Origin of the sequence: Rhizobium sp. YS-1r (assembly GCF_000757525.1) — a bacterium.
Classification (GTDB): domain Bacteria; phylum Pseudomonadota; class Alphaproteobacteria; order Rhizobiales; family Rhizobiaceae; genus Neorhizobium; species Neorhizobium petrolearium.
Genome location: NZ_JPYQ01000055.1, coordinates 385,161 through 397,757, shown reverse-complemented (window position 1 = coordinate 397,757; position 12,597 = coordinate 385,161). Strand labels below are relative to the sequence as shown.

Here is a 12,597-nt window from a genome sequence, read left to right as displayed (position 1 = left end):
GCCAAGGCATTCACTCGATGAGGGCCGATGACCAGCGACCAAAGGGGAGGAAACCATGAGGGCCACACTAGCAGGTATAGCAGCATCCGCTCTGACATTATACGCAATGACGTCCACCGCCTTCGCGACGGATCTTCGCATGACGGTATGGACAGGCAGCGAGGTGCATCTCAAGATGCTCAACGGCATCGCCGAAGGCTTCAAGGCCAAGCATCCTGACGTCAACGTGAAGTTCGAGACGGTGCCGGTCAACGACTACACCCAGAAGCTGACCTTCCAGGTTGCCGGCGGAAATCCGCCCGACATCGCCTGGATGATGGAGGATGCCGCGCCGGCCTTCGAGAACGCCAATCTGCTGATGGATCTCGGTCCGACGCTCAAAGCCACCGAAGGCTATGACTTCGCCGACTTTTCTCAACCGGCAATGGGGCTCTGGCAGAAGGGCGATACGGTATACGGCATTCCCTTCTCCACCTCGCCGTTCATGATCTATTACAACAAGGACATGTTCGACAAAGCCGGCCTCGATGACCCATTGGCGCTCGCGGCAAAGGGCGATTGGAACATGGACAGGTTCCAGGAGGTCGCCAAAAAGCTGACCGCAGCCAATCCCGGCAAATGGGGTTTCGAGTTCAAGGACGGCGAAGGTTATGCGTCGCGCATGACCCACGCCTTGTTGCCGCCGATCCGGGCCTATGGTGGCGACATCTGGTCGAACCATGAATGCGGCTTCGACAAGCCCGAGGCGGTCAAAGCGGTCAAGCAACTGCACGATATGGTGTTCAAGGACAAGTCGATCGTGCCGCCCGGCGAACAGGGTGATTATTTCTCCGGCAATTCGGCCATGACGGTGAACCAGATCTCGCGCGCATCGAAGATGGCGGAAGCCGGCTTCAAGTGGGGCATCGCACCGCTGCCGTCCGGACCCGGTGGTGAATCGCCCGTGATCGGCCAGGCCGGTCTCGTCGTCTTCGCACAGGGCAAGAACAAGGACATTGCTGCCGAATTCATAGCCCATATGACTAGCAAGGAGAATGTCGCCATCATGGCGCAGTTCTTCCCGCCGGCGCGCAAGAGCGTGCTTGAAAGCGACGCCTTCATTAACGGCAACAAGCTCATTCCGCCGGAAATGATGAAGAACGTCGCAGCGGCAATCGCCAACGGTCGGGTTCATCCGGCTCACGAAAAATCGCCGCAGATTCTCGCCGCCATGGCGCCCCGCGTCGATGCCCTGTGGAAGGCCAATGCCGATGTCGACGCAGCCATCAAGGGAATCTGCTCGGCGATCCAGCCGCTGCTCTGACACGACCGAAGATGACCGATATCATTCACAACCTCAAGACGACGCGCAGTAGCCAGAAGCCCTGGCTCACGCTGAAAGCAAGGGAGATGATGGAGGCGTGGCTGTTTGTCAGCCCGTCCTTCATCGGCTTTCTTATCTTCTTCCTCGGCCCGTTGTGCGCTGTTGTCTATTACTCGCTGACCGAATGGAACCTACTGACCCAGCAGGCGACTTTCGTCGGCCTGCGCAACTTCGAGAATGCGTTGCTGGAGAACCCCGATTTCTGGCATGTCGTACGCAATTCGGTCATCTTCGCACTCGGCCTCGTGCCGCTCAACATGGCGCTGGCCCTGACGCTTGCGCTTGCGCTCTCGCGACCCTTCTTTGGGGTCGTATTCTTCCGCACGGTGTTTTTCGCACCGGTGATTACTTCGGCGATCGCCTGGGCGATCGTGTGGAAATTCCTGCTGCAAGGTGAAGGCGGCTTCATCAATCAGGTGCTGGCTCTGGTGGGCATCACCGGACCCAACTGGCTGCGCGAGCCCGGTTGGGCGATGGCAGCGGTGATCATCACCCGCGTCATCAAGATGGTCGGCCTCAACATGATCCTCTACATTGCGGCGCTGCAGGCCATTCCGCGGGATTACGAGGAGGCCGCGCGTCTTGAAGGTGCCTCACGCCGGCAGATCTTCAGCATGATCACCTGGCCGCTTCTCGCGCCGACGACGCTGGTGATCATGGTCATCACCACCATCGGCTCGTTCAAGGTGTTCGACCACATCTACCAGATGACGGGTGGTGGTCCGGAAAACGGCACACTGGTGCTCGCCTTCTACATCTACCAGCAGGGTTTCAAGTTCTTCAACGTCGGTTACGCCTCGACGCTCGCCATGATCATGTTCGTCATCGTCATGGCGCTGACCATCGTGCAGGTGATGCTGAGACGAAAGGGCATGGAATGACACAGCGCCAGATCCAGATCCTTTATCGCGCCTGCTGGACGATAGCCTTGCTGATTGCCGCAATTCCCTTCGTCTTTCCGTTTATCTGGATGGTCTCCGCGGGCTTCAAAAGCGTGACCGAGATTTTCGGCGCGCCCACGCTCATCCCGCGTGTCTGGCGCTGGCAGAATTTCATCGAGGTCTTCACCTATCAGCCCTTTGCGCGGCAGTATTTCAATTCGCTCTATATCGCGATCCTGGTGACGGTGCTCACCCTCCTCATCGCCTCGCTCGCAGGCTACGCGCTGGCGCGCATGCGCTTTGCGGGTGCCGGGTTGCTGATGCTGTTCCTCATCTCCGCGCTGATGGTGCCGGAAGAGGTGACGATCATCCCGAACTTCTTCCTGATGCGCTGGGCGGGTCTGGTGGACACGCACTGGCCGCTGATCCTGTTGCCGACCTTCGGCCCCCATGGCGTGATGGCGACGTTCCTCATGCGACAGTATTTCCTCGCGCTGCCGAAGGAACTGGAGGAAGCCGGCAAGATGGACGGCCTTTCCCGCTTCGGCGTCTGGTGGCAGATCGCACTGCCGATGTCGCGCCCGGCGCTGGCGGCCGTTGCCATCATCACCTTCCTCTTCTCCTGGAACCTGTTCCTGGAGCCGCTGATTTTCGTGAGCTCGCTGGAGATGTTCACACTGCCGCTCGCGCTCTCCAATTTCAACGACAGCTACGGTTTACCCCTTTGGAACCTGCAGCTCGCCGCAACCAGTCTCGCCGTGGTGCCGATCCTGATCGTCTATCTGATCGCGCAACGACAAATCATCGAGAGTTTCGCGCTTTCCGGCGTGAAGGGATGAGAAAGCTATTCCCATGACCAGTCTATTGCTCAAAGGCATCGAAAAACACTTTGGCAGCGTCAACGTCATCCGCGGCGTCGATCTAAGGATTGATGACGGCGAGTTCGTCGTGTTCGTCGGCCCTTCCGGCTGCGGAAAATCCACGCTCCTGCGGCTTATTTCCGGGCTCGAACATATCAGCGACGGGGAGCTGATGATCGGAGACCGGCTGGTGAACGAGGTCCAACCCTCCGAGCGCGGTGTTGCCATGGTCTTTCAGTCCTATGCCCTTTATCCCCATCTGACAGTCAGGGACAACATGGGCTTCGGACTGAAGGTGCGCAAAGTACCGGCAGGGGAGCGCCAGCGGCGCATCAACGAGGCGGCCGCTACGCTCAAGCTCGACGCCCTGCTCGATCGCTACCCGCGCGAACTCTCCGGCGGTCAACGCCAGCGCGTGGCGATCGGGCGCGCTATCGTCGGCCATCCGGACGTGTTTCTTTTCGACGAGCCGCTTTCCAATCTCGATGCCGAGTTGCGCGTGCACATGCGCTCGGAAATCGCAGCCCTGCACAAACGGCTGTCGACCACGATGATCTATGTCACTCATGACCAGATCGAAGCGATGACACTGGCCGACAAGATCGTGGTGCTCCGCGACGGGCGGATCGAGCAGGTAGGCTCACCACGCGAGCTTTACGAAAGGCCCGCCAATATGTTCGTCGCCCAGTTCATCGGCAGTCCCAAGATGAACGTGCTGCCGGCAGCCAATGCGCAGTTGCTCACTCCCGCGGCCATTGTTCCGGCTTCGGCTGAGAGCGTGGGTGTGCGCCCCGAGCATCTGAAGGTGAGCGAAGCTCGAGACGGCATCTTGCGCGGCAAAGTCAGTCTCTGCGAATATACCGGTGCCATCACGCTTCTCCATGTCACGTTGCCGGATGGACAGCTGTGCCTGGTAACCAGCGATGACCATATGGCGCCACCCCTCGGCAGCGAGATCGGACTCACGGCGCAAGCGGAAAAACTGCATTTCTTCGATCATCAGGGCCGCAGGGAAAAGCCGGCGCCCGACGCTGGAGTTCAATAACCGACGCAGGAAAACGCCTGCCCGGCAAGCGCCACGATCCACGGCATACATTAATCGCCTCGACGATCCCGTCGGGTCATTCCGCTGCCGCCGCAAGGCAGCCATTGATGATCCCTCTGATCTCGGCGCGGCATGAGCCGCAATTCGTCCCGGCTTTAGTTTCTCTCCCCACCGCCTCAACGCTGTAGCAACCGCCGCGAATGGCGGAGATGATGCCGTTCACGCCGACCGAGAAGCAGGAACAGACAGTCGCACCGGGATCCGGCTGATCGGCGCCCGGGCGCCCGGCAACGACGGCAAAGCGCCTGCGAAGATCGACATGCTTGGCGGCAAGCTGACCAACCGCCCAATTGCGCGCGACTGCAACCGGCTCGCGTGCGAGAAAAAGCGCGGCAATCAGTCGTTCGCCCTCGAAGAAGACAAGCCGTAGATCCCCGGACTGAGCATCGGCATAACCCAGCGGTTCGATCTCTTCAGGGATGCCGAACGCGGTACGGCACCAGCCCACCCAGTCCTCCATCGCATCCATGAAAGCGAGCTCTATTCGCCAGCCGCCGGCCGCCTTGGCGAGCGCCCAGTATTCTGCCTGCGAAACAGCTGGCCTATCGACGGAAATCGCGAAACCATAGAATGCAGCCTTGAAGGGGCGGACAGCAATTGCGACATTCTTGGAAGCCGGCTGACCGGAGAAGGGGTCGGTAACGGGTGCGACCAGCGCATCGATACGGGCCTTGGCGGCGAACTGGTCGTTCCAGTGCATCGGCACGAAGATATTTCCGCGCGCCTGCCGTTCGGTCACCAGTGTCCGGACCACCGCCTTGCCATACGGACTTTCGAGTTCGACCAGATCGGCATCCCGAATGCCAAGTTCCATCGCATCTGCTGGATGCATCTCCGCGAAGGGCTCGGCGATGTGGCTGCTAAGCCGGGCGCTTTTGCCGGTCCGCGTCATCGTGTGCCAATGGTCGCGGATGCGGCCGGTGTTCAATGTCAGCGGGTATTGTTCATTGGTGCGGCTGGTGGCAGGGGCCTGCACGGCTATGAACCGCGCGATGCGATCGGAGTGATAGAATCCGCCGTCTGCAAAGAAACGGGTCACGCCGGGTTTCATGCCGGCAGACCGCGGCCACTGAAAAGGGGCGATGGCGTCATAGGCGGGACGGTCGATTCCGACATAGGCACCGATATCGAAATCACGGCCGCCATCGTTCTCGAACGCCGAGAGCGCCGCGTGCTCGGCAAAGATGTCGGCCGGCGAATGGAAATCGAAGCCGGCAAAGCCCATTCGACGTCCGACTTCTGCTACCTGCCACCAATCAGCCTTCGCTTCGCCAGGCGTGGGAAGGAACGGCCGCTGACGGGAGATGCGTCGTTCGGAATTGGTGACCGTGCCGTCCTTCTCGCCCCAGCCGAGCGAAGGCAGCAGCACATGCGCATGGCGGGCAGTATCGGTTTCCCTCAGAATGTCCGAGACCACGACGAACGGACAGGCCTTGATTGCCGCCTCGACCGCATCGGCATCCGGCATAGAAACGGCCGGATTGGTCGCCATGATCCAGAGCGCCTTGATGCGTCCATCGGCGACAGCACGGAACATGTCGATAGCCTTGAGCCCGGGCTTAGACGCAATGGTTGGAGAGACCCAGAAGCGCTGCACGCGATCGCGATCCTCGGCGCTCTCGATTGCCATATGGGCTGCCAGCATGTTGGCGAGCCCCCCCACTTCGCGCCCACCCATCGCATTCGGCTGGCCGGTCAGCGAGAAAGGCCCCATGCCGGGCCGGCCGATGCGGCCTGTCGCCAGATGACAATTGATGATGGCATTGACCTTGTCCGTGCCGGAAGAGGACTGGTTGACGCCCTGGCTATAGCAGGTGACCACCTTTTTCGTCGTCTCGAACAGGCGGAAAAATTCGCGGATCTGCATGGATGGCAGACCGGTGCGCTCCATAAGGTCGATGAAAGAGAGCGCCGAAGCAGTAGCAAAGGCTTCGGCAAAACCCTGTGTATGAGCGGCGATGTAGTTCTGATCGATCGCGGAACTGGCCACCAGATGGGCAAGCAGCCCCATGAACAGCGCAACATCGCCATCGGGCCGGATCGCAAGATGGAGGTCGGCAATATCGCAGGTCATAGTGCGGCGCGGATCAATGACCACGATCTTCATGCTTGGCCGTGCAGCTTTCGCTGCGCCCAATCGCTGATAGATCACCGGATGGCACCAGGCGAGATTGGAGCCGGTGAGGATTACAAGATCTGCAAGCTCCAGGTCCTCGTAAGCACCTGGCACTGTGTCGGACCCGAAGGCGCGGCGATGGCCGGCGACGGAAGACGACATGCAAAGCCTTGAATTGGTATCGATATTGGCCGAACCGATGAACCCCTTCATCAGCTTGTTGGCAATGTAATAATCCTCGGTCAGCAATTGGCCGGAGACGTAGAACGCAACTGAATCCGGTCCGTATTCGGCTATCGCCTTCGAGAATTTTTGCGCGACGAGATCAAGTGCCGCGTCCCAACTGGCGCGCTGGCCCCCGATCTCGGGAAAAAGCACGCGCCCGTCCAGATCGATGGTTTCCGCGAGCGCGGAGCCCTTGGAGCAGAGCCTGCCGAAATTGGCCGGATGCTCCGGATCGCCTCTTACCGTCACGACGCCGTCATCCGCCACGGAAGCGATGACACCGCAGCCGACACCGCAATAAGGACAGGTAGTCTTCACATCGGTTGCCATTTATTCCGCCGCCACCGTCATCAGAGTCTCAAGCGCGGTGAAGAGCCTGCCGTTGTCGTTTCTGAGGGGGATGGTGCGAACCTCCCCCTCGTCAGCACCGAGCGCCTTTCCGGTTTCGAGCGAGATCACCCAGTTATGCAGCGGGCAGGTGACGGCTTTGCCATGCACAATGCCCTGGCTGAGCGGCCCGCCCTTGTGGGGACAACGATCGTCTGTCGCAAACACCTCGTCTTCCGCCGTCCGAAACACCGCGATCCTGCCCTGCGGTGTCTTCACGCACCGCGCACCGCGCAGCGGAATGTCGGAAATATCGCCGATCAGATGCCAGTCCATAGGTCTACCTTCCTCCGTAATCGGTACGGGCCTTCGCTGGGGCTGTTAATCTCAGGACCTCAGGTGGCGGCCACCGGCTGAGCGGAGAGCCCCTGACGGTCGAGTTGCTTTACCGACAAGTGCATCCAGACGAGCGAGATTGCGACGATCAGAAAGAGCAGCACGAAGCAGCTGGACCAAAGGCCGGTCATGTCCTTAAGCACGCCGAAGGCGATCGGAAGAATGAAGCCGCCGAGACCGCCCATCATGCCGACGATACCGCCGACGGCGCCGACACTTTCCGGGTAATATGCCGGAATATGCTTGTAGACGGCGGCCTTGCCGAGGCTCATCATGAAGCCCAAAACGAAAATGACGACGATGAAGACGCCCGGCGTGATCCCGAGTGCGGAGCCGGTTCCGGCTGCCGGTAGCGAAAGGATGAGCGTAGCAACGGCCGATACCGCGAACATCGCATACATGACGCTGCGCGCACCCTTCCTGTCCGACAACACGCCGCCGAAGGCACGGAAGATGCTGCCCGGAATGGAATAGGCAGCCGCGATTATGCCGGCGACTCCAAGGTTGAAGCCATAGACGCCGACGAGATAGCGAGGCAGCCATAACGACAGGGCAACGAAGCCGCCAAAGGCGAAGAAATAGTAGAGCGAGAAGCGCCAGACCTGAGCGTTCTTCAGCGGTGCGAACTCCTGAAGCAGGCTCTTGGAAACAACACCATGCTCGCGGCGAAGGCGGAAGGCCGGATCATCCGTCGTGGTGAACCAGAAGACGATTGCCATCAACGCCAGCCCTACGGCCCAGATCTGCGCGACAGCCTGCCATCCCCATGCGATGAGCACGAACGGTGCAGCGAATTTGGTCACGGCCGCGCCGACATTGCCGGCGCCGAAGATGCCAAGTGCCGTCCCCTGCTTTTCGGCCGGGAAGAAGGGCGAGACATAGGCGACGCCGACTGCGAAGGAACCACCGGCAAGGCCGACACCGAGACCGGCAATCAGCATCTGTGTGTAGGTTTGAGCATAGGACAGCAGGAAAGTCGCCAATGCAGCGGCCAGCATGGTGAGCGTGTAAACGAGGCGGCCGCCATAACGGCTGGTCCAGACGCCAAGGAGGATGCGGATGAGCGAACCGGTCAGGACCGGCGTGCCGACCAGCAATCCGAACTCGGCTTCGTTCAGTCCGAGATCCTGCTTGATGCGGATCCCGATGATCGCAAAGATCGTCCATACGGCAAAACAGACGGTGAAGGCGATCGTGGACATCCACAATGCTTTGGCTGGTTCGCCGGCGGACATGGGCTGTGTTTTCTCAAGTACAGACATGGCTTCTCCAGGGCCCGACAAGGTCGTGCCGATCCATCGCTAGGGGTTAAAAACAAAAAGCCGCTGGCCAGGTACGCGGACACCAAAGGTGTGCGAGATATCCTGATCAGCGGCTTTGCCTGGGGCGCCCGTCGTTGGACGCTAAAAAATGCGGCCCTTTGGCCTCACCAGTTTAGAAGCAAGAGCTGTGCCAAATGCGAAAAGGTAATTAAATCCGTTATTTCGCTCTCAAGTCGTGCTCGCATCTGCCAAACATCAATCACATAGGCGCCAAAAATTGTGCAGTGCGCCCAAAATAGGCACGGGCTCAACCCCATATTCGGCACCGCGGGGACGACCCTGTGCCTTCAATCCCTCCTATTAGAGTTCAACGCCGGCAGGAGAGAATGAAGCGCCGGTAAAGCAGCGTTCTCAATCGGTTTCTCAGATTGGCGGTCTTGCGCTGTGCCGCGGCGATCGGCCGGTGGGAGGAAATCTCTATGTCCTCAAAGCCCGCCGCTTCGACCAACGGCTTAAGCCTCTCCACGGTAAGGCCCTCACCAAACGGCAGCCAGGCCATGATGTTCTGGTGCCGGTCACTCATGGCGCCATCATAGTGCGGATCGATTCCGCTCAGCCGGTCGATGAGACGGATGGCGTAAGACGCGAATTTCCCAACCGGCGTCGGCCTTGCCCAATCGCCGTCGAAGATCAGGAGTTTCCCTCCCGGCTTCAGGACCCGACACCAATCGGCAAGGGCCTGTTCAGGTTCAGTCAGCGTCCAGACGAGATGACGGCAGACGACGGCGTCATAGCTTGCGTCCGGCTCCATCGTCTGCTCCGCATCGGCAAGGATGAACCGTACCCGTTTCCGCCCCGCATGCTTGCGCCGCGCGACATTCAGCATTGCTTCGGAAAAATCGAGCGCCGTGACCTCGTGCCCCAGGGAGAGGAGCACATTGGTCACCTCGCCGGTGCCACAGGCAAGTTCGAGCACCTTGAGCGGTTCGTTGCCGAGGCTCCGACGGACTGCGGCGGCCCAGGCCTCAAGTTCCGGCCCAGGCGGTATGCGATGACCAAAGGCGAGATCGAAGGTTTCCGACCGCTTGGACCAATATTCGCGGATATCCTCCTTGAGGTGGTGGTTGCGTCCGTCCATGCTCACGATCCCCTATTTGCAATCGACTTCAGCCGTGCATCTTTCCCGAACGATGATGCCGTATGGGGCGAACCCATGGCTATGTATGTAGCGGATGAAGCAACTGCCATCGCTGCCCTGATCGATCTCCGCCTCCACGCCGAAGACCTCCCGAATGCATTCGACCGTCAGCACATCGCTCGGTGCGCCGAGCGCCACCAGTTGCCCGCCCTGCATGACGGCAAGGCGGTCGCAGAACATGGCCGCATGATTGAGATCGTGCAGAGCCGCCGCCACAGTCAAACCTTGCCGGCGCACCAGATCGAGCAAGCCGATCTGGTGGCCGATGTCGAGATGGTTGGTGGGCTCATCGAGAAGTAGGATTCGCGGATGTTGTGCGAGCGCGCGGCCGATATGCAGGCGCTGGCGTTCGCCGCCGGAAAGCGTGTGCCACAACCGGCTGGACAGGTGGAGCATATCGACGTTTTGAAGCGCCGCCTCTACGATCGTGTCGTCCTCCGGCGACCAGGGCGACAGCGGCTCTAGATAGGGCGTGCGTCCAAGTTCGACCGCCTGCCGGGCGGTAATCCGCTCGCCGGTCTCCGCCTGCTGCTCCACCAGCGCCAACCGCCGGGCAACCTCACGCCGCCCGAGCGTGCCGATCGGCACACCGTCCAGCAGGACTTCGCCCGACTTCGGCTTGCGGATGCCGGCAAGCAGCGCCATCAGGCTCGTCTTTCCCGAACCGTTCGGGCCGATGATGCCGAGAAATTCGCCTGACCGCACGTCAAGCGAGACATCGCGCAGGATTTCGGCGCCTCCGGCTGCCCATGAAACATTCCTGGCTGAAAGCATCATGCGCGGCCTCTCCTCTGTCCGAGAATCAAGGCGAAGGCCGGCGCTCCGATGAGCGCGGTGATCACGCCGATTGGCAGAACCTGGCCCGGAATCAAAATGCGCGACAGGATATCCGCCACAATCATGAAGGCGGCGCCGATCAGCGCCGCCGCCGGCAGGAGCACGCCATGGCGGACCCCAACCAGCATGCGCGCCGCATGCGGGATGACCAGCCCGACGAAGCCGATCGACCCGACGATGGAAACCATGATCGCGGTCATCATCGCGGATATGCCGACCAGCGTGAGATAGGTCCGGCGAACCGAAATGCCGAGCGAAGCGGCCGATTCCGCGCCGAAGGTGAAAGCATCAAGCGACCGGGCATGCCAGAGGCAGACCGCGAGGCCGAATAGAGCCGCAGGAATGGCGAGCCAGGCATCCGGCCAACGGACGCCGGAAAGATTGCCGAGCAGCCAGAACATGATGCCGCGCGCCTGCTCGGCGGTCGCCGCCTTGGTGACGATAAAGGAGGTGAGCGCGTTGAAGAGCTGCGAACCCGCGACGCCGGCAAGGATGATGGCGGCCGTACCCCTGCCCGCCTTGGCGGCCAAAAGGCCGACAAGCGCGAAAGCGACGAGGGCACCAATGAAGGCTCCCATCGGCAGTGTCAGGAGGCCCGCACCAACTCCCAGGATCGCCACGCCGACAGCACCGGTGGAAGCCCCGGCCGATATGCCAAGGATATAGGGATCGGCCAGCGGATTGCGCAGCAGCGATTGCAGCACGACGCCGGATAAAGCGAGTGAGGCGCCGCAGCAGGCTGCGACTACGGCGCGGCTTAACCGATAGCTCCAGACAATGCCTTCGTCGATCGGTTCCAGCGGATAACCCGCATCCCATAGCCGGTTAGCGACCGTCTTGGCGACCACCTCGAGCGGGATCGCTGTCTCACCGATCGCCGCACCCAGCCAAAGCGCGGCGACAAGGACGACGAGCGCAAGGAAAACCGCGCCCATTCGTCCGATTGAGGATATCGCCCGGCCCACTTGGAGGGTCACTTCGCAAGGCCGGCAGCGGCGATGGCATCGGCCAACGCCTCGATGCCTTCGATGGTGCGGATCGTCGGGTTCATCGCCTGTGCATCCATGTCGAAGACATGACCGTTCTTCACGGCCGGCATCAGGCTTGCGACGGGATCCATCTCAAGGAACTTGTGCTTGGCTTCGATACTGTCCAGCGGATAACGCCGCCGCTCCATGGCGCCCGCCACGATCATGGTCGGATTGGCCTTGGCGATGGTTTCCCAGCCGATCGTCGGCCACTCGTCATCGGTCTTTATGATGTTCTCGATGCCGAGAGCCGACATGATATAGCCGGGCGCGCCATTCTCACCTGCCATATAGGGATCAGAATCCTGCTGGGCGCTGGAGAACCAGAAGACGGCGGAAAGCTTGCCTTCCGCCGGGGCGACCTTGGCGCGGGCAGCCTCCTCGCGCCGCTTCAGGTCGGCCACGACCTCCTCGCCCTTGTCCTGGACGTTGTAGATCTTCGCGAGATCGCGGACTTCTCGATAGACGAGTTCCATGGTGAAGACCTGATGGCGGATGCCGTCGCTGGCGGCGGAATTTTCCTTGCCGATGCAATCGGATGGCGACGTGTAGACCGGAATACCAAGTTCCTCGAACTGCTCGGGCTTGGCGACCACGCCCTCGGGCCCGACCTGCCACTGGAACTGAACGGCAACGATGTCCGGTTTCTTGCCGAGCACGCTTTCGAAGCTAGGCTCGTTGTCTGCAAGCCGTTCGATCTTCGTATTCACATCCTCATAGCCTTTGAGGACCGGTCCGACCCAAAGCGCCGTACCGACCACCTTGTTCGCCAGCCCCAGGAGATAAAGGATTTCGGTGCTGCTCTGACCGATCGAGACCGTACGCGACGGTGCCTTCTCGAAGGTGACCTGCCGGCCGCAATTTTCGAGCGTGAGAGGATAGCTGGTTTCCGCCGCAGCGGCGCTGTGGAACAGGCCGGAGGCGATCAAGGAGAAGGCGCCGAGGCCAACATGCAACGGCCGTTTCAGAAAGATATGCATCGTGTTTCCCCGAAATGTG

Annotated in this window: 11 protein-coding genes; 4 read left to right on the top strand and 7 right to left on the bottom strand. The window is 60.7% G+C overall.

Annotated elements, in window-relative coordinates; all coding sequences use genetic code 11:
* The first annotated feature begins 55 nt into the window (after positions 1-55).
* Genes JL39_RS24650 through JL39_RS24635 form a run of 4 tightly spaced genes read left to right on the top strand, consistent with a single transcriptional unit; the run spans position 56 to position 4,149 of the window.
* Positions 56-1,303: a sugar ABC transporter substrate-binding protein gene (locus tag JL39_RS24650; RefSeq protein ID WP_037156922.1), complete on the top strand. Its 1,248-nt coding sequence runs from the start codon at positions 56-58 to the stop codon at positions 1,301-1,303.
* An 11-nt stretch (positions 1,304-1,314) separates the two neighbouring features.
* Positions 1,315-2,244 carry a sugar ABC transporter permease gene (locus JL39_RS24645; protein WP_037156920.1) on the top strand — a complete coding sequence of 310 codons (930 nt, stop codon included), beginning with the start codon at positions 1,315-1,317 and terminating at the stop codon, positions 2,242-2,244.
* Complete coding sequence (locus tag JL39_RS24640) at positions 2,241-3,083, top strand: carbohydrate ABC transporter permease (RefSeq protein WP_037156919.1); 843 nt, start codon at positions 2,241-2,243, stop codon at positions 3,081-3,083. Before JL39_RS24645 ends, JL39_RS24640 begins: the two co-directional genes overlap by 4 nt.
* Positions 3,084-3,096: 13 nt before the next feature.
* Positions 3,097-4,149 carry an ABC transporter ATP-binding protein gene (locus tag JL39_RS24635; RefSeq protein WP_052183093.1) on the top strand — a complete coding sequence of 351 codons (1,053 nt, stop codon included), beginning with the start codon at positions 3,097-3,099 and terminating at the stop codon, positions 4,147-4,149.
* Positions 4,150-4,225: 76 nt separating this feature from the next.
* Here the strand turns inward: JL39_RS24635 and JL39_RS24630 are convergent, their stop codons facing one another.
* The 7 genes from JL39_RS24630 to JL39_RS24600 all read right to left on the bottom strand — a co-directional run bounded on the left by JL39_RS24630 (position 4,226) and on the right by JL39_RS24600 (position 12,578).
* Positions 4,226-6,880, bottom strand: a complete 2,655-nt coding sequence (locus JL39_RS24630; protein WP_037156917.1) for a nitrate reductase — start codon at positions 6,878-6,880, stop codon at positions 4,226-4,228.
* A complete protein-coding gene (nirD, locus tag JL39_RS24625) occupies positions 6,881-7,213 on the bottom strand; it encodes a nitrite reductase small subunit NirD (RefSeq protein WP_037156915.1) in 333 nt (110 codons plus the stop codon).
* 59 nt (positions 7,214-7,272) lie between these two features.
* The gene (locus JL39_RS24620) at positions 7,273-8,535 is read right to left on the bottom strand and encodes a nitrate/nitrite transporter (protein ID WP_037156913.1); all 1,263 of its coding nucleotides are present in this window, start codon (positions 8,533-8,535) and stop codon (positions 7,273-7,275) included.
* Positions 8,536-8,902: 367 nt separating this feature from the next.
* Positions 8,903-9,673 (bottom strand): methyltransferase domain-containing protein, encoded by a 771-nt coding sequence (locus JL39_RS24615; RefSeq protein ID WP_037156911.1) that lies wholly within the window; start codon positions 9,671-9,673, stop codon positions 8,903-8,905.
* A 12-nt stretch (positions 9,674-9,685) separates the two neighbouring features.
* Positions 9,686-10,510: an ABC transporter ATP-binding protein gene (locus JL39_RS24610; protein ID WP_052183092.1), complete on the bottom strand. Its 825-nt coding sequence runs from the start codon at positions 10,508-10,510 to the stop codon at positions 9,686-9,688.
* Positions 10,507-11,505, bottom strand: a complete 999-nt coding sequence (locus JL39_RS24605) for an iron ABC transporter permease (protein ID WP_052183091.1) — start codon at positions 11,503-11,505, stop codon at positions 10,507-10,509. The genes JL39_RS24610 and JL39_RS24605 overlap by 4 nt, the downstream gene beginning before the upstream one ends.
* 38 nt (positions 11,506-11,543) lie before the next feature.
* Positions 11,544-12,578: an ABC transporter substrate-binding protein gene (locus tag JL39_RS24600; RefSeq protein WP_037156907.1), complete on the bottom strand. Its 1,035-nt coding sequence runs from the start codon at positions 12,576-12,578 to the stop codon at positions 11,544-11,546.
* Positions 12,579-12,597: the final 19 nt, after the last annotated feature.